At 65.1% G+C, this 22,779-nt stretch carries 17 protein-coding genes and 1 pseudogene; 1 reads left to right on the forward strand and 17 read right to left on the reverse strand.

The window, feature by feature from the left end:
- Positions 1-56 precede the first annotated feature (56 nt).
- Positions 57-1,886 (forward strand): aminopeptidase P family protein, encoded by a 1,830-nt coding sequence (locus ASC75_RS01500; RefSeq protein ID WP_055969667.1) that lies wholly within the window; start codon positions 57-59, stop codon positions 1,884-1,886.
- Between the two features lie 248 nt (positions 1,887-2,134).
- Here ASC75_RS01500 and ASC75_RS01505 read toward each other — a convergent pair whose 3' ends face one another.
- The 17 genes and pseudogenes from ASC75_RS01505 to mraY all read right to left on the reverse strand — a co-directional run bounded on the left by ASC75_RS01505 (position 2,135) and on the right by mraY (position 22,769).
- Entirely contained in the window at positions 2,135-2,431 is a 297-nt protein-coding gene (locus ASC75_RS01505; protein ID WP_055969670.1) for an AzlD family protein, read from the reverse strand.
- A complete protein-coding gene (locus ASC75_RS01510) occupies positions 2,428-3,138 on the reverse strand; it encodes an AzlC family ABC transporter permease (protein ID WP_244487728.1) in 711 nt (236 codons plus the stop codon). Before ASC75_RS01510 ends, ASC75_RS01505 begins: the two co-directional genes overlap by 4 nt.
- A 286-nt stretch (positions 3,139-3,424) precedes the next feature.
- Positions 3,425-4,025 (reverse strand): annotated as a pseudogene (locus ASC75_RS01515) (3'-5' exonuclease).
- An 8-nt stretch (positions 4,026-4,033) separates the two neighbouring features.
- Positions 4,034-6,187: an NAD-dependent DNA ligase LigA gene (ligA, locus tag ASC75_RS01520; RefSeq protein WP_055969677.1), complete on the reverse strand. Its 2,154-nt coding sequence runs from the start codon at positions 6,185-6,187 to the stop codon at positions 4,034-4,036.
- Between the two features lie 132 nt (positions 6,188-6,319).
- Positions 6,320-7,996: a DNA repair protein RecN gene (recN, locus tag ASC75_RS01525; protein ID WP_055969680.1), complete on the reverse strand. Its 1,677-nt coding sequence runs from the start codon at positions 7,994-7,996 to the stop codon at positions 6,320-6,322.
- A gap of 10 nt (positions 7,997-8,006) precedes the next feature.
- Positions 8,007-8,876 (reverse strand): outer membrane protein assembly factor BamD, encoded by an 870-nt coding sequence (locus ASC75_RS01530; protein ID WP_055969683.1) that lies wholly within the window; start codon positions 8,874-8,876, stop codon positions 8,007-8,009.
- A 184-nt stretch (positions 8,877-9,060) separates the two neighbouring features.
- On the reverse strand, positions 9,061-9,996 hold the full coding sequence (gene lpxC, locus ASC75_RS01535; RefSeq protein WP_055969686.1) for a UDP-3-O-acyl-N-acetylglucosamine deacetylase: 936 nt from the start codon (positions 9,994-9,996) through the stop codon (positions 9,061-9,063).
- 380 nt (positions 9,997-10,376) lie between these two features.
- Positions 10,377-12,071 carry a cell division protein FtsZ gene (gene ftsZ, locus ASC75_RS01540; protein WP_055969689.1) on the reverse strand — a complete coding sequence of 565 codons (1,695 nt, stop codon included), beginning with the start codon at positions 12,069-12,071 and terminating at the stop codon, positions 10,377-10,379.
- Positions 12,072-12,141: 70 nt separating this feature from the next.
- Positions 12,142-13,452: a cell division protein FtsA gene (ftsA, locus tag ASC75_RS01545; RefSeq protein WP_055969692.1), complete on the reverse strand. Its 1,311-nt coding sequence runs from the start codon at positions 13,450-13,452 to the stop codon at positions 12,142-12,144.
- On the reverse strand, positions 13,449-14,390 hold the full coding sequence (locus ASC75_RS01550) for a cell division protein FtsQ/DivIB (protein WP_055969695.1): 942 nt from the start codon (positions 14,388-14,390) through the stop codon (positions 13,449-13,451). The genes ftsA and ASC75_RS01550 overlap by 4 nt, the downstream gene beginning before the upstream one ends.
- Complete coding sequence (locus ASC75_RS01555; RefSeq protein WP_055969698.1) at positions 14,378-15,304, reverse strand: D-alanine--D-alanine ligase; 927 nt, start codon at positions 15,302-15,304, stop codon at positions 14,378-14,380. Before ASC75_RS01555 ends, ASC75_RS01550 begins: the two co-directional genes overlap by 13 nt.
- A 326-nt stretch (positions 15,305-15,630) precedes the next feature.
- Positions 15,631-16,596, reverse strand: a complete 966-nt coding sequence (gene murB / locus ASC75_RS01560; RefSeq protein WP_156381060.1) for a UDP-N-acetylmuramate dehydrogenase — start codon at positions 16,594-16,596, stop codon at positions 15,631-15,633.
- The gene (murC, locus tag ASC75_RS01565; RefSeq protein ID WP_055969706.1) at positions 16,593-17,999 is read right to left on the reverse strand and encodes a UDP-N-acetylmuramate--L-alanine ligase; all 1,407 of its coding nucleotides are present in this window, start codon (positions 17,997-17,999) and stop codon (positions 16,593-16,595) included. The genes murB and murC overlap by 4 nt, the downstream gene beginning before the upstream one ends.
- The gene (gene murG, locus ASC75_RS01570) at positions 17,996-19,123 is read right to left on the reverse strand and encodes an undecaprenyldiphospho-muramoylpentapeptide beta-N-acetylglucosaminyltransferase (protein ID WP_055969709.1); all 1,128 of its coding nucleotides are present in this window, start codon (positions 19,121-19,123) and stop codon (positions 17,996-17,998) included. The genes murC and murG overlap by 4 nt, the downstream gene beginning before the upstream one ends.
- A 1-nt stretch (position 19,124) precedes the next feature.
- A complete protein-coding gene (ftsW, locus tag ASC75_RS01575) occupies positions 19,125-20,279 on the reverse strand; it encodes a putative lipid II flippase FtsW (RefSeq protein ID WP_055969712.1) in 1,155 nt (384 codons plus the stop codon).
- Positions 20,279-21,679, reverse strand: a complete 1,401-nt coding sequence (gene murD / locus ASC75_RS01580; protein WP_055969715.1) for a UDP-N-acetylmuramoyl-L-alanine--D-glutamate ligase — start codon at positions 21,677-21,679, stop codon at positions 20,279-20,281. Before murD ends, ftsW begins: the two co-directional genes overlap by 1 nt.
- A 7-nt stretch (positions 21,680-21,686) precedes the next feature.
- Complete coding sequence (mraY, locus tag ASC75_RS01585; RefSeq protein WP_055969718.1) at positions 21,687-22,769, reverse strand: phospho-N-acetylmuramoyl-pentapeptide-transferase; 1,083 nt, start codon at positions 22,767-22,769, stop codon at positions 21,687-21,689.
- Between the last annotated feature and the right edge of the window lie 10 nt (positions 22,770-22,779).

Genomic DNA, 22,779 nt, shown 5'->3' on the forward strand with positions numbered 1-22,779 from the left:
CCAGTGGTGGCGCACGAAGATAGGTTCGCCGGACATCCAGATTCCGGGAAACCACCATGTTCCAGTCCTTCGATTCAGCAGGCGATCCCTCCGTCGGCAAGCCGCGCACCGCGCTCCTCAGGCAGTGGCTCAGGGTGAACGGCCTCGACGGCTTCATCGTGCCGCGTGCCGACGAGCACCAGGGCGAGTATGTCGCGGCGCGCTCGAACAGGCTGCGCTGGCTGACCGGCTTCAGCGGTTCGGCCGGCGTGGCGATCGTCCTTGCCGACAGCGCCTATGTCTTTGTCGACGGACGCTACACCCTGCAGGTGCGCGACGAGGTCGATCTCGGCATCTTTTCGATCGAGAGCCTGATCGAAAACCCGCCGTCCGCCTGGATCAGGGACAGCCTGCCCGCCGGCGCGCGGCTGGGTTTCGACCCATGGCTGCACACCATCGGCGACGTCAAGGCGCTTTCCGCCTCGGCGGAGAAGGCAGGTGCAACCCTGGTTCCCCTCGCCCGCAACCCGATCGACGCGATCTGGGAAGATCAGCCCGACGCGCCGCTGGCCCCGGTCGAGATCCATCCCGAGGCTCTGGCGGGCGAGCTCGCCAAGGACAAGCTCAAGAGGCTGGCTGCGGCGATCGATGCCGAAGGCGCAACCCACGCGATCCTCACTGACCCGTCGTCGCTGGCCTGGGCCTTCAACATCCGCGGCGGCGACGTGCCGCACACCCCGCTCGCGCTCGGCTTTGCCATTCTGGCGGCCGACGGCGCGCATGCCGTCTTCATCGACAAGCGCAAGCTCGGCCGCACCGAGGAGGCCTATCTCACCCAGCTCGCCGACATCAAGGCGCCAGGCAAGCTCGACGACGCAGTCACGGCCCTCGCCAAGGCGGGCGCGAGGATCGCGCTGGATCCCGTGCTCGCCGCCGACAGGCTGCGTGCCCTGATCGAGGACAATGGCGGCACAGTCGTTGCGTCGCCAGATCCGGCCCGCCTTCCCCGCGCCACCAAGAACGCCGCCGAGATCGCAGGCTCCCGCGCTGCCCATCGCCGCGACGGTGCGGCGGTGGCCAAGCTGCTCTGCTGGCTCGACCGGCAGGAGCGGGGCAAGCTCGACGAGATCGCGGTGGTGACCAGGCTGGAGGAATGCCGCCGGCAGACCGGCGAAGAGACCCAGATGCCGCTGCGCGACGTCTCCTTCGACACCATCTCGGGTGCCGGACCCAACGGCGCGATCATGCACTACCGCGTCTCGCGCGCCACCAGCCGCGTGCTCGGCGACGGCGAGCTGTTCCTGCTCGATTCGGGCGCGCAATATCAGGACGGCACCACCGACATCACCCGCACCATGCCGGTCGGCCAGCCGACGGAGGAGATGCGCGAGCGTTTCACGCTGGTGCTCAAGGGCATGATCGCGATCTCGGTCGCCCGGTTCCCGGCCGGCACGCGCGGCGCCGACATCGACGCCATGGCACGCATCGCCTTGTGGAAGCATGGGCTGGACTATGCCCACGGCACCGGCCACGGTGTCGGCTCCTACCTTGCCGTGCACGAGGGTCCGCAGCGCATCGCCAAGACGGGCATGGAGAAGCTGCTCGCCGGCATGATCCTCTCCAACGAGCCAGGCTACTACAAAGAAGGCCACTACGGCATCCGGCTCGAGAACCTGATCCTGGTGACCCCGACTGCGGCGATTCCGGGCGGCGATATCGCCATGCACGGTTTCGAAACGCTGACTCTGGCCCCCTTCGACCAGCGCCTGCTGCGCGCCGATCTCCTGACCCGAGAAGAACTGGATTGGCTCAACGCCTACCATGCACGCGTGCTGGCCGAGATCGGACCGATGCTCGACGGCGAAACGCTGGCATGGCTGGAAAAGGCGACGGCACCGATCGTCTGAGGGGTGCCGCAGACCGGCCCTGTCAGGGGCCGTTATCTGCAGCGCTGTGGCTCGGCCGTGCGTCCTTCGACAAGCTCAGGATGAAGATCCTTTGCGCTCGTCAATTGTGGCGTTGCGCGCATTTGAAGATGTAGACTTGCCCTGCTTCGATAGCGCTGACGCAAGGCAACGGCGCCAACACTCCTCATCCTGAGCCTGTCGAAGGACGCACAGCGCTCCAACAGCGGGACATCGCCGCCCCGACCAACTCAGCCGATGAAGTGCCTGAGTGCGATCAGCACGGCAGCGCCGGCCAGGAACATCGTCATCAGGCCGCCGCGCAGCCCGACGACGGCCGCCACGGCAAGTGCCGCCAGTTCTGCCGGCCCGGCCGAGAGTGCCGCCGGCGCCACCAGCGTCGTCAGCACGGCCGCCGGCACGGCATTGAGACCCGCCTCGACGCGCGGATGCAGGCGTTCGAAACGGGACAGCAGGAGATGCCCGCCCACACGCGTCAGATAGGTCGCAACCGCTCCCGCGATGATGATCCAGAAGGTCGTGCTCATGTCGAAGCCTCTGCCGGCTCTTCGATGCGGATGGGCATCGCTGCGGCAAACAGCACGCCCGCAAGCGCGCCAAGCGAAACATGCCAGGGCGAGCCCACGGTCTTGTAGGCCACCATCGAAGCGATTGCGCTGGCGATCACGATGGGCAGCCAGCGCGGCCGATTGCGGAAGCTCATGACGATGCCGAGGAAATAGATCGGCAGTAGGAAGTCGAGCCCCAGCGCATGGGTGTCGGGGATCAGCCGGCCGAACAGCGCACCGATGCAGCTTTCCACCACCCAGAACACATAGAGCGTCAGCCCCATGCCCATGTACCAGGCGAAGCTGACCTTGTGGCCTTGCTCGCGAATGCGCTCCGCTTCGGCATATTGCGGATCGGTCAGGAAGAAATAGGCGATCGCCTGCTGGGCCCAGGGCCAGTGCGCGATGTGAGGGCCGATAGCGGCTGAATAGAGCACGTGGCGGAAGTTGACCGCAAAGATTGACAGCACGACAAGCCAAGGCGCGACATGCTGGCCGAACAGTTCGATGCCGACCAGTTGGCTGGCGCCGCCGAAGATGGTGGCGCTCATCAGCGTCGCCTCGGCCACCGTGAACCCGTTATCCACGGCCAGTGCTCCAAATAGCACGGCAAAAGGCGCCGATGCGACCACCACCGGCACGCTCATCCGGGCACCGCGCGAAAACTGCGCCAGCCGATCGCTCATTTGTCCAACCTCCCTGAGCATTCTGCAGCCAGACGGAACGTCTGGCGTCGCACAAATGCGACCCAAGAACAGATAGAGCAGCAGATCTGCACTCGTCGGAATGCCCGCCGCCTTGCGCTTCGGCGCGAAAATCGGAACCGATTTTCGGAGTGCACGATGCACAGATTCACTTTAGAGCGTCCTTTGTACGTCTATTCGGATGCACCGCGCTCTCGAAAGAGGCCCTGAATAAGTCAGCCGGCTTGCCCTGTCACATCAATTCGCTTGAGCCAACCATCAGCGGAACTCAGCGCTTTTTGGCGGCCCGCTTCACCGAACAGGGCGTGTAGCCGCCGGCATGGAGCCGGCCCGTGGTCATCTCGAGCCTGATCGGCAGGTCGCGCATCGCCGACACGTTCAGCTTGCGCGCGGCCGCCAGCGCCACCTCGCCGCAGGCATGCGCGTCCTCGGCCGCATTGTGGTGCTTGAACGAGAAGTCGATGGCGCGACACCTCGTTCAGCCGGTGCGAGGCAAGATCCTGCCACACCGCCTTTGCCATCTTGAGCGTACAGGCATAGTCGATGCTGGGACAGCTGACCCCGTACAACTGATAGCTCGCCCTCAGCACGCTCATGTCGAACGACGCATTGTGGGCGACGAGCAGCGTGTCCGAGAGGTCGGCCTCGAACTCCTCCATCACCTCTGGAAACTCGGCAGCATCCTCGACATGCTCCGGACGGATGCCGTGGACGGCGATGTTGAAGCGCGAGAAACGCATATCTTTGGGGCGGATCAGCCGCTCCTCGACGCGGATCACCGCGCCGTCCTCGATCCAGGCCAGGCCGACGGAACAGGGGCTGCTGCGCTGCTCGTTGGCAGTTTCGAAGTCGATGGCAAGTGCACGCATGAAGTCGATCAGCCCGCCTGCCCGACGCGCTCGAACCACTGGTCCTCGGTGATGACCTCAATGCCGAGGTCGGTCGCAGCCTTGAGTTTCGAGCCCGCCCCCGGCCCTGCCACCACCAGATCGGTCTTCTTGGACACCGAGCCTGCCACTTTGGCTCCCAGCTTCTCGGCCATCGCCTTGGCCTCGTCGCGCGACATCTTTTCGAGCGAGCCGGTGAAGACCACGGTCTTGCCCGATACCGGCGACGACACGTCGCCGATGCGTTCCTCGTCGAGCGGGGTCACTTCCGCCAGCAGCGCATCGAGCACCTGACCATTGTGCTCTTCGGCAAAGAACTCGACCACCGCTTCGGCGACGATGCCGCCAATGCCGTTGACGCCGGTCAGTTCCTGCCAGGCGGCGTTGCCCTTGTCGCCCTTGCCCTCGGGCATGGCGGCAGCCGTTCCCGCCTGCCGGAAGGCATCGAAGCTGATGTAGTGGCGTGCCAGTCGCTTGGCGTTGGTCTCGCCGATGTGGCGGATGCCCAACGCAAACAGGAAGCGAGAGAACTCGACCTTTCGCCGATCGTCGATGGCGGCAAACAGCTTGCGCGCCGAGGTCGCGCCGAAACCGTCGATGTTCTCCAGCTTGGTGAGCGATCCCTCCTGACGCCGCTTGAGCGTGAATATCTCGGCCGGCGAGCCGATATGCAGCGCCGGATCCTGCGACTGGAAGAAGAATTCGATCTGCTTTTCGCCCAGCCCCTCGATGTCGAAGGCGTTGCGCGAGACGAAATGGCGGAGCCGCTCGACCGCCTGTGCCGGGCAGATCAGGCCGCCGGTGCAGCGCCGCACCACCTCGCCCTCCTCGCGCACCGCGTGGCTGTCGCACGCAGGGCAGCGGATCGGGAACTGGTAGGGCTGGGCGTCGACCGGGCGCTTTTCCATGACGACGTCGAGGATCTGCGGGATGACGTCGCCCGCGCGCTGGACGATGACGGTGTCGCCGACCCTGATGTCCCGGCCTTCGCGGATCGGCTGGCCGCTATTGCCGATGCCCTTGATGTAGTCCTCGTTGTGCAGCGTCGCGTTGGTCACCACCACGCCGCCCACCGTCACCGGCTGCAGCCGCGCCACCGGCGTCAGCGAGCCGGTGCGGCCGACCTGGATGTCGATGCCGAGAAGCGTCGTCGTCGCCTTCTCCGCCGGAAACTTGTGCGCGATCGCCCAGCGCGGCGAGCGGGAGACGAAGCCCAGTCGCTGCTGCAGGTCGAGGCGGTCGACCTTGTAGACCACGCCGTCGATGTCGTAGCCGAGCGTCGCCCGGTTGGCCTCGATCATGCGGTATTGCGACAACAGCCCCTCGACGCTGTCGAACACCTTCATCAGCGGATTGATCTTGAACCCGTAGCTGTCGAAGGCCCGGACCATGCCCATCTGCGTGTCGGCGGGCATCTCGCTCACCTCGCCCCAGGCATAGGCAAAGAAGCGCAGCGGCCGGCTGGCGGTGATCGAGGTGTCGAGCTGGCGCAGCGAGCCGGCGGCCGCGTTGCGCGGATTGGCGAAGATCTGCTTGCCGGCTTCGGCATTGCGCCGGTTGAGCTCGGCGAAGTCGGCATGGCTCATATAGACCTCGCCACGCACCTCCAGCACCTCAGGGAAATCGCCCTTCAGGACGTTCGGAATGTCGGCGATGGTGCGGGCATTGGGCGTCACATTCTCGCCGACCTGGCCGTCGCCGCGTGTCGCCGCCGTCACCAGCCGCCCGTTCTCATAACGAATCGACAACGACAGGCCATCGATCTTGGGCTCGGCGGTGATCACCACCGCCTCGTCCGCACCGAGCCTGAGGAAGCGCCGGATGCGGCCGACGAACTCGCTCACGTCCTCGTCGGCGAAAGCATTGTCGAGCGACAGCATCGGCACGACATGGGCGACCTTGCCGAATTTTTCCGAGACGGCAGCTCCCACCGATCTGGACGGAGAATCCTCGCGCACCAGGCCGGGAAAGCGTTGTTCGATGGCGAGGTTGCGTCGCCGAAGAGCATCATAGTCCGCGTCCGAAATCGTCGGCGCGTCCTCGGCGTGATAACGCAGGTCATGGCCTGCGATTTCTTCGGCCAGCCGCGCAAGTTCCGCCGCGGCTTCTGCCTCGCTCAGCGAATCGACTGGTTTCTCGGACATTGTGCGACTCCGGCTGACGTGCGGCGCCACCATAAATGAGGATGCGCCCGGGCGGGAGCCGCCCACCCCGAATTCCACGTCAAATCAGCAGGATCGCGATCGCTCCTGACATAGACCTGTCAATGATGCGGCTCAGGAAGCAGCGGCAACATTTTCGCGCAGCAGCCGCTCTGCGGCGGCGCGAGCCTCTTCGGTGATCGACGCGCCCGAGAGCATGCGCGCGATCTCCTCCTGCCGCGCCGTGCGGTCCATCTCATGGATGCCGGTCGCCACCTTGTCGGTGTTGCCCTTCTTGGAGATGAGGAAATGCGTCGCAGCCCGTGCCGCGACCTGCGGCGCATGCGTCACCGACAGCACCTGAACCCGGCTGGCAAGACGAGCCAGGCGCTGGCCGATGGCATCGGCCACAGCACCGCCAACGCCAGAGTCGATTTCGTCGAACACCAGGGTCGGTGCCGAGCCGCGATCGGCAAGCGCCACCTTGAGCGCGAGCAGGAAACGCGACAGCTCGCCGCCCGACGCGACCTTCATCATCGGACCAGGACGCGTGCCCGGATTGGTGCGCACCCAGAACTCGACCTGGTCGATGCCCTCGAGCATGCGGTTGTCGGCTTCGCTCGATATCTCGACTATGAACTCGGCCCGCTCCAGCTTGAGCGCCGGCAGCTCGGCCATGACCGTCTTGCGTAAGCCTTCGGCTGCCGTCTGGCGCAGTTCCGACAGGCTGGAAGCGATGCGGTCATAGGCATCGCGCGTCGCCTTCGCCTGCTGCTCCAGCACCTGCAGCCGTCCCTCGCCCGCATCGAGGTCGGCCAGGTCGGCAACCATCGTGTCGCGCAGCTGCGCCAGATTGTCGACGGCGACATTGTGCTTGCGGGCGGCGGCGCGCAGCGCAAACAGGCGCTCTTCGGCCTTTTCCAGCCGCTGCGGATCATATTCCGTTGCGCGCAGCGCCGCATCGACGCCGGATTGCGCGGCATCGAGCGAGATCATCGCCTCGTCGAGCGACTTCACCACCTCGTCGAGCAGGCCGGGCACCTCGGCCGCCTTGCGCTGCAGCCGGCGCAACAGGCTGGCCAGCTGCGGCAGCGGCGACGACGAGCCGGACAGCACGTCCTGCGCGTCCTGGATCTCGGAAGCGATCTTTTCGACCCGCATCATGGCGGCGCGCAATTCGGCGAGTTCGCTTTCCTCGCCCGGTTGCGGATCGAGCTTGGCCAGTTCGGTGACCGACGCGCGAAGATATTCGGCCTCGCGCGCCGCAGCCTCGACGCGGGCGCGATGGCGCGACAGCTCCTGCTCGGCCGTACGCCAGAGTTTCCAGGCCTCCGCCGTCGCCCTCGCCTCCCCGACATGGCCGCCGAACGAATCGAGCACCTCGCGGTGGGCGCCACCATCGACCAGTGCGCGATCGTCGTGCTGGCCATGAATCTCGACCAAAGCGCGGCCTATGTCGCGCATCAGGGTCACGCTGGAAGGTTGGTCGTTGACGAAGACACGCGTGCGCCCGTCGGCGGTCTGCACCCGGCGCAGGATGATGTCGCCGTCGTCGTCGATGGCATTGTCGGCGAGCAGCGTCCGCGCCGGATGGTTGCGCGCAACGTCGAAGACCGCCGTCACCTGGCCCTGTGTGGCACCGTGGCGGACGAGCGAAGCATCGCCGCGCGCGCCGAGCGCGAGCGACAATGCGTCGAGAAGGATGGATTTGCCGGCACCGGTCTCACCCGTCAGCACCGACAGGCCCGGCATGAAATCGATGTCCAGCCGTTCGATCAGGACGATATCGCGGATCGACAGGCGCGAGAGCATCTATCGAAGGTCAGGCGCCGGAGAACATCTTCCCGGCCTTGGAAATCCATGAGCCGGCATTTTCACGCGGCTCGAGACCGCTGGTCTGCAGCAGCTTGTACGAATCCTTGTACCACTGGCTGTCAGGATAGTTCTGGCCGAGCACGGCAGCTGCCGTCTGGGCTTCCGAGGTCAGGCCCATCGCGTAGTAGGTCTCGACAAGACGGGCGAGCGCTTCTTCGATATGTCGGGTGTTCGAGTAGTTTTCGACGACATTGCGGAACCGCTTTGCCGAGGCGATGTATTCGCGGCGCTCGAGATAATAGCGGCCGATCTGCATTTCCTTGCCGGCGAGTTGGTCGCGGGCGAAGCGGATCTTGGCGTTGGCGTCGTCGACATATTCCGACGCCGGCCAGCGCTGCACGACCTCGGTCATCGCCTCGATGGTGCGGCGGGCTTCCTTCTGGTCCTGCGTCACGTCGCGGATCTGGCGGAAATAGCTGAGGCCGATGATGTATTGCGCGTAGGCCGCGTCATCGGTCGACGGGTAGAGCGCGAGGTAGCGCTTGGCCGAATTGATGGCCTCTTCATAGGAACCCTGGCGATAGCTGGCGAAAGCGCCCATCACCATCGACTTGCGTGCCCACTCGGAATACGGGTGCTGGCGGTCGACCGCCTCGAACTTGCGGCTGGCCTCCTTGAGGCGGCCTGCATTGAGGTTGGCGAGGCCCTGATTGTAGAGCACGTCGGCCGGTTCGGTCTGCTCGACATAGGTTGCCAGATCGACATCGGCTTCGCCCGACATGCAGCCGGACAGCGCAAGCGTCGGAGCGACGAGCGAAAGCGCCACAACCAGAGGCTTCACGCGCAATTTCGATCGATCGGCTCGTATCAATGACATCACAGAGTTTCGCCCCTTTGGCGCTGTTTCGCTTTTAGGCAATGGCCATAGATCACAACTGGCCGTGCCGGGCAACGCTATCAGCCGGCAATCGCGCAATTTTGTGGCAGGTCAAGATGCATGCCATTTCGCCGGGCGAGTGGTGCAGCCACGCCACACCGTCAAACCGGCGATTTGCCTTCCGTCAGAGGGTCCAGGGCGCGTGGACTGCGGCACTGACGGCAATCAGTTCGGCCGAACGGCCGCGCTCGCGGCGCGACGTCTCGACGACCTCGAAGGCGGACCGGTCCGAAAGCAGGCGGCGCAACGCAGCCGCGTTCAGCCTGTGGCCGCCGCGATAGGAACGGAAGCAGCCGATGAACCGCGCACCTCCAAGGGCAAGGTCACCCATCGCATCGAGCGTCTTGTGGCGCACGAATTCGTTCGGAAAACGCAAGCCTTCGATGTTGATGATCTGGTTGTCGTCGCCGATGACGACGGAATTCTCGAGCGACGAACCGAGTGCGTAGCCGGCTGCCCACAGGCGCTCGACGTCCTTCATGAAGCCGAAGGTGCGGGCACGCGAGATGTCGCGGCGGAAGATGTCGTCGTTGATGTCGGAAGCAAAGGACTGGCGGCCGATCGCCGGGCTTTCGAAATCGATCTCGACCTCGAATCGCGTGCCGCCATAGGGGCGGAACTCGGCCCACGAGGCGCCGCTTTCGATTCGCACCGGCTTGAGAACGCGGATGTAGCGGCGCTTGACGCCCTGCACCTCGATGCCCGCTTGGTCGATGGCTTCGACAAACTGCGCAGCACTGCCGTCGAGGATCGGAATTTCGGCGCCTTCGACTTCGATCACCAGATTGTCGATGCCGAGGCCGAACAGGGCGGCCATCAGATGTTCGATCGTGGCGACATGCTGGCCGGCGGGGTCACCAAGCAAGGTGCAAAGGTCGGTCGCACCCACTTCTGACACAATTGCGCGGAATTCTCGGTCAGCAACCTGAAACACCACGCCCGTATCCGCGTCTGCCGGCGCGAAATGGATGGCTACCGGTTTGCCGCTATGAACGCCAATGCCCGACAGCGTGACACGCGATTTGAGTGTTGTCTGATAGTCCTGCAAGTCGATCCCCATATGCCCGTCCAATCAGGCCCGTTCCATCGCGTTGCAGCGACGGGCCCTTGTCGGCTCTGATGGACGGGGCCTCATCCCCACTGCACCCGTCCGGCCGACCTTGAGGCGCCATGCATCCGCCTGAACCGGCGAAAGACGTCCCAACATTCCAACTCTGCATGCATCACGCAAAATCCAGGACAGACGTCCCGTCGGATGCACCAATCGGCGCGAAGATAGTCTTCCGGATGATAGACTCCAAATCACGGTTTCTTACTCTGTGTAACTGCCGAGACGCTTCGACTCGCCCCGTCAAGTCAATGATTTGACTGATCTTTTCAGATCAAAAGGCGGGCGTCGAGACGCCCGCCTTTCAAACAGTGTTACTGCTCGTTCACAGTTCAGTTGGCTTGCCGGCGAAGGAACGCCGGAATCTCCAGCTGGTCGTCTTCCTGAGTCCGTGCCTGCGGTGCCAGGCGGCCGTGCTCATCGAGCTGTCCGCGGCGCGGCGCGTAGAGCTGCGATTCCTGGCCGGTGACGCGGCGCTGCTCCGGCGCGGGCTGGCGCAGCTTCGGCTCGCGCGGCTGCGCGGGCTGCAGGCGTGCCGGCTCTTCCTCGCGGCGGGTCAGGCCGCTCGTCAGGCGCTTGAGCAGGCCCATCGGACCGCGGTCCTCATGGTCCGCCGGCTGGGCCTTGGCTTCCACCTCGGCCTTCACCATCGGCGGGAAGTCCTCGACGCGCGGCATGCGGGCCTGGACCGGCGCTGGCTGCATCATTTCGCGCTGCGGTGCCACCTGCGGCTGGGCCACCGGCTGCGGAACCGGCTGGTGGAACTGCTGCGGCTGCGGCTGGTACTGCTGGACCTGCGGCTGGGCAGGCGGAGCGGCAAACAGCTTGCTCTGCGGACGGAACTCTTCACCCTGCGGTGCGGCCGGGCGTGGCTGGGCCATGGCTGCGGCGTTGGTCTCGGCGAGGCGGATGGCCTCGGCGACCGGGTCGTTGGTGCGCACTTCCATGCGCGGCTGCTCGACCGGTGCCGCCTGCACGACGGGACGAGGTGCCTCGACCTGACGCTGGGCCGGCTTCGGTGCCTGGCGGATGGTCAGAGGTGCAGCGGCCATGTCGGCGGCCGACTTGTCGATGCCGGTGGCAACGACCGACACGCGGATGACGCCTTCCAGGTCCTCGTCGAAGGTGGCGCCCAGGATGATGTTGGCGTCCTGGTCGACTTCTTCGCGGATGCGGGTCGCAGCTTCATCGACTTCGAACAGGGTCAGGTCGCGGCCGCCGGTGATCGAGATCAGCAGGCCCTTCGCACCCTTCATCGAGGTCTCGTCGAGCAGCGGGTTGGCGATCGCAGCTTCCGCGGCGGCCATCGCACGGCCCTCGCCCGAGGCTTCGCCCGTGCCCATCATCGCCTTGCCCATCTCGCGCATCACCGAACGGACGTCGGCGAAGTCGAGGTTGATCAGGCCTTCCTTGACCATCAGGTCGGTGATGCAGGCAACGCCCGAATAGAGCACCTGGTCGGCCATGGCAAAGGCGTCCGCGAAGGTCGTCTTGTCATTGGCCAGGCGGAACAGGTTCTGGTTCGGGATGACGATCAGCGTGTCGACGCACTTCTGCAGCTCTTCGATGCCGTAGTCCGCCGTCTTCATGCGGCGCTGGCCTTCGAAGTGGAACGGCTTGGTGACGACGCCGACGGTCAGGATGCCTTTTTCGCGCGCGGCGCGGGCAACGACCGGAGCAGCACCCGTGCCGGTGCCGCCGCCCATGCCTGCGGTGACGAAGCACATGTGGGTGTTCGACAGGTGATCGATGATCTCGTCGATGCACTCTTCAGCTGCGGCGCGGCCGACTTCCGGCTGCGAACCGGCGCCGAGACCCTCGGTGACATGCGCGCCGAGCTGGATCAGGCGCTCGGCCTTCGACATGGTCAGCGCCTGGGCGTCGGTGTTGGCCACCACGAACTCGACCCCGCGCAGGCCGGCAGTGATCATGTTGTTCACCGCATTGCCGCCGCCGCCGCCGACACCGAACACGGTGATGCGGGGCTTGAGCTCGGTGATGTCCGGCTTTTGCAGATTGATCGTCATAGTCCTCGTCCTTTTTGCCTTTCAAGCCGCTTCGCCGTGCGGCCGCCAATGGGGCTGTCCCCGTCAATTCCTAAAAACTGTCTCTCAACCACTGACTCATGCGATGCAGTTTTCCGCCAGTTCCCGTCGCCCTGAAACGGGAAATCCCTTGCGCCGATTGGCTCTCGATGCCAGCCATCTGCGGGTAGATGAGAAGCCCGACGGCGGTCGCGAAAGCCGGCCCCTTGGCCGCCTCCGGCAGACCTGCCACGCCGAGCGGGCGGCCGATGCGCACATTGCGGCCGAGAATGCGGCGCGCTGCCTCGGGCAGCCCGACGAGTTGACTGGCGCCGCCGGTCAGGACGACGCGCTTGCCGACGGCATTGCCGTAGCCAGACTTGTTGAGCCGGTCGCGCAGCAGTTCGAGCGTCTCGTCGATGCGGGCGCGAATGATCCGCGTCATCACAGAGCGCGGAATCTGCAGCGGCACTTCGTTGTCGTCGACGCCGATCGGCTGGATGCTGATCATGTCGCGATCGTCGGTGGTGCCGGGCAGTGCCGAGCCGTGCATGACCTTGAGACGCTCGGCGTCGTCGAGCCGGGTCGACAGCCCCTTGGCCATGTCCATGGTGACGTGGTTACCGCCGACCGGAATGGCGTCGGCATGAACGAAGCGGCCTTCCGAGAAGACCGACAGGGTCGTGGTGCCGCCGCCCATGTCGATGCAGGCGGCGCCCATTTCGAGCTCGTCGTCGACCAGTGCTGCCAGGCCGCTGGCATAGGGCGTCGCCACCAGGTGCTCGACCGACAGGTGCGAACGGTTGATGCAAAGCTCGAGATTGCGCATCGGCGCCGAATCGCCGGTCAGCACATGCATGTCGACGCCAAGCGTGTCGCCGACCATGCCGCGCGGATCGCGCACGCCACGTTCGGCATCGAGCGAAAACGCCACGGGCAGCGAATGGATGACGTCCCGCTCGGCCTTCAGCGCCTGCTTGGCGCCGGCAGCCAGCACGCGCCGGACGTCGGCTTCCTCGACCGCGTGGCCGCCGAGATTGATCGTGGCGGTAAAAGCCTCGCTCTTGATGCGGCCGGCCGAGAGATTGACGATCAGCGAGTCCGCCGTCAGCCCGGCCATGCGCTCTGCAGCGTCGACTGCCAGGCGGATGGCGTGCTCGGCGCGATCGAGATCGACGACCACGCCCGACTTCACGCCTTGCGATTTCTGGTGGCCGATGCCGATGACCTGGGCCTGGTGAGTACGCCCCTTGAGCAACTGGCTACCTTCGGCCGGCTTCAGCTTGGCCACCACGCAGCACACCTTGTTCGAACCGACATCGAGCACCGTGAGGATGCCCGAGCGACGCGAAACCGGATCTTTTTGACCGCCAAGCCAGCTCATGTTCTGCTCCCCGCCTTCGCCTTGACGACCTTCGGCTTGGCCTTCAGCGCGTCGGCACGACGCTCGACCGCTTCCGGCGTGAGCTGCACCACCAACCTGTCACCGAAACGCATGTCGATCGCCGAGATGTCGCGCGTCAGGATCGCGTCGTCGCGATCGAGTGCAGCAAGATCGGCAAGAGCCGTATCGACCCTGTTTTCCGGCAGCTTGACGGTGATGCCGTTGTCGAGACGCAGGTCCCAGCGCCGCTCACCGATGCGGATGTAGCCCCGCACGCGCGACGCCAGCTCCGGATAGGCCTGGACCTTGGCGACGAAATCGGACCCGCGCTCGGCGGCACCGAAACCAATGACGAGCGGCAGGGAGACCTGGCGCCCGCCCGTGAAGGGAGCAATGACCTTGCCGTCCTTTTCAACGACGCTGAGCTGGCTGCCATGCTGCCAGATGGCAAACGCATCGCGCTCGTCGACACGCACCTCGATGGTGTCGGGATAGACCTTGCGGACGGCGGCATCGCGAACCCAGGGCAGGCTGACGATGCGCTCGCGCGCTTCTTCGGGGTTGAAGCCGACCAGCGACGTCCAGCCATCGAGCTCGAGCTTGTCGAGAATGTCGATTTCGGATGTCTCGCGGTTGCCCGAGACCTTGATCTGGTCGACGGCAAAACCGCTGCGCGCCGTCACGCCCTGGACCAGCGCCGGGAAATGACCGCCGACATAAGCACCATAGAGCGAGCTCGCGGCCAGGAACGCCGCAGTCAGCATCGACGCGGCATAGGGCGGAGGAGTGAACTCCCCACGCCCGAAGCGCGACAGCATGCGAACCGGTTTGCGCAGCAGCCGCGGCAGCACGAAATGCTCCGCGGACAGGGACAGCCCGAAGACGCGCGGCGTTGCGCCGTTCACCCTCCCGCTATCTCCTGATCTCAACGCAAACACGAAGCGTCCTCCACCATCCAACTCAACAACTCACCAAACGTATGCCCGGCATGGGCAGCAATCTCAGGCACCAGCGACGTCGGCGTCATGCCGGGTTGCGTGTTGACCTCCAGCCAGACGACCTCTCCATTTTCGGAATGGCGGTCGTCGTACCGGAAGTCAGACCGGGAGACGCCCCGGCACCCGATCGCTTGGTGAGCCTTGAGCGCCAGTGTTTGTATTTTTTGGTAAATATTCGGTGAAACTTTCGCGGGGCATTCGTGCTTTGATCCCCCGGCAACATATTTTGAATCATAATCGTAGAAGGCGTGCCCGGTCGGGATGATCTCGCAGACGCCGAGCGCGACATCGCCCATCACGGCGCAGGTCAGCTCCCGTCCATGGACGTAGCGCTCGACCATCACAGTGTCGCCGTAGCGCCACTCCGAAGACGAGATCACCTGCGGCGGATGCGACTGATCCTCCTTGACGATGACCACGCCGAAGCTTGAGCCTTCCGACACCGGCTTGACCACGTAGGGCGGCTTCATCGGATGCTGGTCGCCGATCGCGAAACGGTCGAGGACCCGGCTTTCGGCAATCGGAATCCCGGCAGCCTTGGCAACCTTCTTCGACTGCTCCTTGTTCATGGCAAGCGCCGACGCCAGCACGCCGGAATGGGTATAGGGAATGCCGAGATATTCGAGGATGCCCTGGATCGTGCCGTCTTCGCCAAAGGGACCATGAAGCGCATTGAACGCGACGTCCGGCTTGAGCTCGGCAAGCACCGCGCCGACATCGCGACCGACATCAACCCGGGCGACCCGATACCCCACCTGCTCGAGCGCATCGGCACAGGCATTTCCGGACGACAGGGACACAGGCCGCTCGGACGAAAACCCGCCCATCAGGACAGCGACATGCTTCGACTTCATCCCCGGCAATCCCCTCTCAACTCCGAACACAACGCCTTGTTTCCAAAGACCGAATCGCTGCCGTCCGGAAGTTGACGCTCCGGATGAAAACGCGGGTTACGCGTCACGCGACTCAAATCAGGAAACGCTTTAGGTCAGAGAATCAGAGACTTGATTCCGTGGCAAGTGCCGATTGAAATTCATTGCCGTTTCGTGACCTCGGGCGAATCCCGGGAACACCTGGATGGCAGTGGTGGAAGGCAAAAATCGGGCAGCAAAAAGCCCTCGCTGCGCCACGCATCGAGGGCTGAAATGATTGTCCGGACGGCTGCCCGGAACGGAGTTTCCTAGAGCATTTGCCCAAGAAACTCCTGCACTTCGCGGCCGGCCTTGAACTGGCCGATGCGCTTGATTTCCCAGTGCAGGCGGATGCCCGAATTCTCAAGCACCCGGCTGCGCACCGTCTCGCCGAGAAATTCGAGGTCGTAGCCGGTCGCATTGCCCGTGTTGATCATGAAGTTGCAGTGCATCGGCGACATCTGCGCGCCGCCGATCATCAGGCCGCGGCAGCCGGCATCGTCGATTTCCTTCCACGCCGAGCTGCCCTCGGGGTTCTTGAAGGTCGAGCCGCCGGTCTTCTCGCGGATCGGCTGCACCGTCTCGCGATGGTGCTGGACCGCATCCATCGCCGCCTTGATGGCGTCCTTGTCTTCCGCGTAGCCCTCGAAGGTCGCCGACGTGAAGATCAGGTCGGCAGCCGCCGACGAGTGACGATAGCTGTAGCCCATGTCGGCGTTGGACAGCACATGCAGCTTGCCCTGGCGGTCGAGCGCACGGACCTCGACGACCCGTTCGCGCGTCTCGACGCCGTTGGCGCCCGCATTCATGCGCAAGGCGCCGCCGATGGCACCAGGGATGCCGTGGTAGAAATGGAAGCCGCCGATGCCGCTGTCATGGGCGAGTGCCGCGACGCGCTTGTCGGGCGTCGCCGCCCCTGCCCGGATGCCGGTCGGCGAGATCGCCACGGCCTCGCCGAAGCCCTTGGCCGACAGCCGCACGACGAAACCGGGAATGCCGCCCTCGCGCACCAGCAGGTTGGAGCCGATGCCGACGACCATCACCGGAACCTCTTCCGGCACCGCCTTCAGGAAGGCCGCAAGGTCGTCTTCGTCGGCCGGCTGAAACAGCGCCTGGGCCAGGCCACCGGCACGAAACCAGGTGATCTTTTCCATCTCGGCGCTGGGCGTGATGCGCCCGCGAAGTCCGGACAGGCGGTCGCCGAGCTTTTCGATCAGCGCCTCGCCACCCGTCACGATCCGCCCCCGGCGAGTTCGCCCGGCAGCGCATAGGCCCATTGCGTGATGTTGCCGGCGCCGAGGTAGACGACGAAGTCGCCCGGCTTGGCCAGTTCGCGCACGATCGGAGCCACGGCAGCGGCACCTTCGATGAAGCGGGCGTCGCGATGGCCGCCGGCGCGGATGCGCGCGGTCAGCGTCTCGGAACTGATGCCGTCGATGGGGTCTTCGCCGGCCGCATAGACGGGTGCGACCATCACGGTGTCGGCGTCGTTGAAGCAGGCGGAGAAATCGTCGAACAGGTCGCGCAGGCGGGTGAAGCGATGCGGCTGGGCAATGGCGATGACGCGGCCCTTGGTGGCCTCGCGCGCCGCACTCAGCACCGCCTTGATCTCGACCGGATGATGGCCGTAATCGTCGAACACCTCGACACCGTTCCACGAACCGGTGTGGGTGAAGCGCCGCTTGACGCCGCCGAACGAAAGCAGCCCCTGCTTCACCGCCTCGGCGGAGATACCGAGTTCGGTGGCGACCGCGATGGCGGCAGTCGCGTTGGAAACGTTGTGGCGTCCCGGCATCGGCAGGCGCAGGCCCTCTATGGTGGTCGCCGTCGCCGACTTGCGGCTGCGGATCACCACGTCGAAGACCGAAACCGCGCCGTCCATGCGGTGGTTGGTGAAGCGGACGTCGGCCTGGGCGTTTTCGCCATAGGTGATGACGCGGCGATCCTCGATGTGGCTGACCAGCGCCTGCACTTCGGGATGGTCGGTGCACATCACGCCGAAGCCGTAGAACGGCACGTTCTCGACGAACTGGCGGAACGCCTCGCGCACCTTGTCGAAAGTGCCATAGTGGTCGAGGTGCTCGGGATCGATGTTGGTGACGACGGCGACGTCGGCCGGCAGCTTGAGGAACGTGCCGTCGCTCTCGTCGGCTTCCACCACCATCCACTCGCCCTCGCCCATGCGGGCGTTGGTGCCGTAGGCGTTGATGATGCCGCCATTGATGACTGTCGGATCGAGCCCGCCGGCGTCGAGCAGCGTCGCCACCATCGAGGTCGTTGTGGTCTTGCCGTGAGTGCCGCCGATGGCCACCGCGTTGCGGAAGCGCATCAGTTCGGCCAGCATCTCGGCGCGGCGCACGACCGGCAACAGCCTCTCGCGCGCGGCCATCAGTTCCGGATTGGTCTTCTTGATTGCCGTCGAAACGACGATCACCTCGGCGTCGCCGAGGTTCTCGGCCCTATGGCCGACGAAGCACTCGATGCCCTTCTCGCGCAGGCGCTGCACGTTGGCGCTCTCCGACTGGTCGGAGCCCTGCACCTTGTAGCCGAGATTGTGCAGCACTTCGGCAATGCCACTCATGCCGATGCCGCCAATGCCGATGAAATGCACGAGGCCTATCGTCTGCGGCATCTTCATGGCCGCACTCCCTTCCTGAACTCCGCAACGGGTATTTTCGACGCAATAGCCTCTGCGAGATCGGCGAGCAACCGTGTGGCGTCTGCTTTGCCGACTGACTTGGCGGCAGCTGCCATGGCAGCCATGCGCGCCGGGTCGTCCATGGCCCCGCCAATGAGCCCCGCGATCCGCTCGACGGAAAGCGTCGATTGCGGGTGAACTTCGCCGCCGCCGGCCGCAGCCAGGCGCGCCGCATTCGCGGCCTGGTCGTGGTCGAGGGCATGCGGATATGGCACCAGCAGCGCCGGGCGGCCGATGACCGCGATCTCCGAGACGGTCGAAGCCCCCGAGCGCGACATCACCAGATGGGCAGCGGCCATGCGCTGTGCCATGTCGTTGAAGAACGGCGACACATCTGCCGCGATGCCGAGCCCGGCATAGGCCGCCTTGACCTTGTCGGCATCCTCGACACGGGCCTGCTGGGTGATGCGCAAGCGCTTGCGCTGCGCTTCGGGCAGCAGCGCTATGGCGCCAGGCACCGCATCGGAAAAGAACTGCGCGCCCTGGCTGCCGCCGAACACGAGAAGATTGAACGCGTCCGAAGCGCCGGATGCCACGTAAGGCGTGTTCGACGCTTCGATCACCGCCGGCCGCACCGGATTGCCGGTGACGACGATCTTGGCGCTGTTGCTACCCGAGTTTTCCGGCAGGAAGCCGCCGGCAATCGCGTCGACCTTGGCGGCCAGCGCCCTGTTGGCGCGGCCCATCACGGCATTCTGCTCGTGCACCATGGCCGGCACGTTGCGGCGGGTCGCGGCATAGAGCGGCGGCAGCGTCGGATAGCCGCCGAAGCCGATGACCACGGACGGCTTGATCCTGGCAATCACCTGCGAAGCCTGGCGCACGCCGCGCCAGATGCTCCAGAACGCGCGCATCAGCGCAACGGGATTTTTCGAGCCGATCGTCGACGATGAAATCGGATGGATGGCGGCGGCCGGAAACTTGCCGGCGAAGCGCTCGGCGCGGTCGTCGGTGGCGAGATGCACCTGCCAGCCGCGCGCCGTCAGTTCATGCGCCAGCGCCTCGGCCGGAAAGAGATGGCCGCCGGTACCCCCGGCGGCAAGCATGACAGTTCCCTTGGCCATGTTATTCCGCCGGCATTGCGTGCCGCGGCATGGCGGAAAATCCGGTCGGCCTGAGCTTCTCGGGCTTCTTGCGGGTCAGCGCCAGCACCATGCCCATCGAGATGGCGATCGCGATCAGCGAAGAGCCGCCATAGGAAATGAACGGCAGCGTCATGCCCTTGGCCGGCATCAGCTGCAGGTTCACGCTCATATTGATGATCGACTGGAAGCCGAACACCACCACCAGGCCGGCCACCGCGTAGCGGGTGAAGTCATCGTGCTCCTTGAGCGCGGTGCGCAGGCCGCGCAGCACGATGAAGGCGAAGATCGACATGATGATCAGGAGCAGCACGATGCCAAACTCCTCGCCGGCCACCGAAAAGACGAAGTCGGCATGGCTATCGGGAATGACGCGCTTGACCGTACCTTCGCCCGGCCCGACGCCGAACCAGCCGCCATTGATGATCGCATCGCGGCCCATGTCGACCTGGAACGTATCGCCTTCGCCGGTGAGGAAGCGGTCGATACGGCCCGCGACGTGCGGGAACATCGTGTAGGCGGCAAAGCCGCCGCCGAGGCCGACGGCGCCAAGGGTGATGATCCAGAACCACGACATGCCGGCCATGAAGAACATCACGCCCCAGGTGCCGAGCACGAGGATCGTCTGGCCGAAGTCCGGCTGCGCCATCAGGAGCGCCAGGACCACGCCGAGCAGTATCATCGCAAACAGGTTGCCGGGAATGTCGGGATGGCGCTCGTTCTGGGCGAGCAACCAGGCCGAAATGACGACGAAGGCCGGCTTGAGGAACTCCGACGGCTGGATCGAGATGCCGGCCAGCGAGAGCCAGCGCCGGGCGCCCTTGACCTCGACGCCGACGAACAGCACCGCAACCATCATCACCAGCATGATGCAGAGCATCACCAGTGCCATGCGCCTGATCTGCCTGGTGTCGAGGAACGACACCGCGATCATCACCGCCAGAGCCGGGATCGTGAAGATGATCTGGCGTGTGGCGAAGTGGAAGCTGCCGAGGCCGATGCGCTCGGCGACCGCCGGGCTTGCAGCGAATGAAAGCACGATGCCCAGTCCCATCAGCGACAGGAATGCCGCGAGGAACCAGCGATCGACCGTCCACCACCACAGGGCGACGGGACTTCTGTCGAGACGGCTGGCCATTATCTTGCCCCTCCGATAGCGCTGACGCCATCAATAGCATTCACAGCTTGCCTGAAGGCTTCGCCGCGAATCTCGAAGTTCTTGAACTGGTCGAAGCTGGCGCAGGCCGGCGACAGCAGCACCACCGCCTCGCTGGTGTCGTCCCTGGCCGCGTCTTCGGCGGCATGTTCGACCGCAGCCGCAAGCGTGCCCGAAATCTCGTAGGGAACCGCCTCGCCCAGCGTGGCCGAGAATGCCGGGGCCGCCTCGCCGATCAGATAGGCGCGCGCGATGCGCGGGAAGAAGCTGCGCAGCGGCTCGATACCGCCTTCCTTGGACAGGCCGCCGGCGATCCAGTAGATGCGCGGGAAGCTCGACAGCGCCGGTGCAGCGGCGTCGGCATTGGTCGCCTTGGAATCGTTGACGAACAGCACATGGCCCTTGCGTGCGACCTGCTCCATGCGGTGGGCAAGGCCAGGAAAGGATTCGAGGCCTGCCTGGATCTCGCCGAGATCGAGCCCGACCTTGAGACAGGCAACGACGGCGGCAAGCGCGTTCTGGGCATTGTGCTGGCCGCGCAGCGAGCCAATGCCTTCGAGGAAGGCGATGCGGCTGTAGCGGCCGTCGATTGCCTCCATCAGGTTGCTGCCGTCGGCGAAATAGCCGTCGGTCAGCGGCAGGCGCTTGGAGATGCGCACCACGTTCTTGCCGGCCCGCTCGAGCCGGTCGGCGATCTGGGCGCAATAGACGTCGTCGACGCCGATGATGGCGGTGTCGCTGCCCGCCACCAGCCGCTCCTTGATCGAAGCATAGTGCTGCATGGTGCCGTGACGGTCGAGATGATCAGGCGTCAGGTTGAGCAGGATGCCCGCCGTCGGGTTGACCGAAGGCGCGAGATCGATCTGGTAAGACGAGCACTCGACGACGTAGTGCCGCTCCGGCTGCGGCGGATCGAGCGTCATCACGGCGCGGCCGATATTGCCGCCCATCTGCGTGTCGCGTCCGGCCGACTGCAGGATGTGTGCCGTCAGCGCCGTCGTCGTCGACTTGCCGTTGGTGCCGGTGATCGCGATGAACGGTGCGGTCGGCGCGGTGGCGATGCGCTCGCGAGCAAACAGCTCGATGTCGCCGATCACCTCCACGCCGGCGCCGCGCGCCAGTTCCACGGTCCAGTGCGGCTTGGGATGGGTCAGCGGCACGCCTGGCGACAGCACGAAGGACGAGATGCCGGCCCAGTCGGCACCGCGCAGGTCACCCGTGGCGATGCCTTCGGCGGCGGCCTTGGCGACGCTTTCGGGATTGTCGTCCCAGGCCAGAACCTCCGCCCCGCCTTCCGCCAGCGCGCGCGCCGTGGCGATCCCCGAGCCGCCGAGGCCGAAGAGCGCTACTCGCTTTCCCTGAAATGAGGTGGCGGGGATCATGTTGGCCTCAGCGCAGCTTGAGGGTGGAAAGGCCGATCAGCGCCAGGATGACGGCGATGATCCAGAAGCGGATGACGACCTGGCTTTCGGTCCAGCCGAGTTTTTCGAAATGGTGGTGGATCGGCGCCATCAGGAACACCCGCTTGCCGGTCATCTTGAAGAAGCCGACCTGGATGATGACCGACAGCGCCTCCATGACGAACAGGCCGCCGACGATCGCCATGACGATCTCGTGCTTGGTGGCCACCGCAACCGTGCCGATCAGGCCACCCAGGGCCAGCGAGCCGGTGTCACCCATGAAGATGGCGGCGGGCGGCGCGTTGAACCACAGGAAGCCGAGGCCGGCGCCGATGACAGCACCCAGGATGACGGCGAGTTCGCCGGTGCCAGGCACGAAGTGGATCTGCAGGTATTCGGCGAAAACCGCGTTGCCCGAGAGGTAGGCGATGACGCCGAACGACGCCGCGGCGATCATGATCGGAACGATGGCCAGGCCGTCGAGCCCGTCGGTCAGGTTCACCGCATTGCCGGCGCCGACGATGACGAAGCAGGCGAACGGGATGAAGAACCAGCCGAGATTGAGCAGGAAATCCTTGATGAAGGGGAAGGTTAGCGACGACGAGAACGGGGACTGGCCGTTGTGCATGATGATCCAGGCAGCGATGCCGGCGATCACGAACTCGATGCCGAGGCGCGCCTTGCCTGACAGGCCGAGATGCGACTGCTTGGTGACCTTGAGATAGTCGTCATAAAAGCCGATGGCGCCGAAGCCGAGCGTCACGAACAGCACCACCCAGACATAGACGGAGGTGATGTTGGCCCAGAGCAGGGTCGAGCCGATGATGCCGCAGAGGATCATCAGGCCGCCCATCGTCGGCGTTCCGGCCTTCTTGAAGTGCGTCTGCGGGCCGTCGGCGCGGATCGGCTGGCCCTTGCCTTGCCGCAGGCGCAGCGCGTTGATGATCGCCGGGCCAAAGATGAAGACGATCAGCGCCGAGGTGATCAGCGCGCCGCCGGTACGGAAGGTGATGTAGCGGAAGACGTTGAAGAACGACACCTTGTCCGCAAAGTCGACAAGCAAAGTTAGCATGCGTATCCGT

The organism is Aminobacter sp. DSM 101952, from assembly GCF_001424795.1.
Taxonomy (GTDB): domain Bacteria; phylum Pseudomonadota; class Alphaproteobacteria; order Rhizobiales; family Rhizobiaceae; genus Aminobacter; species Aminobacter aganoensis.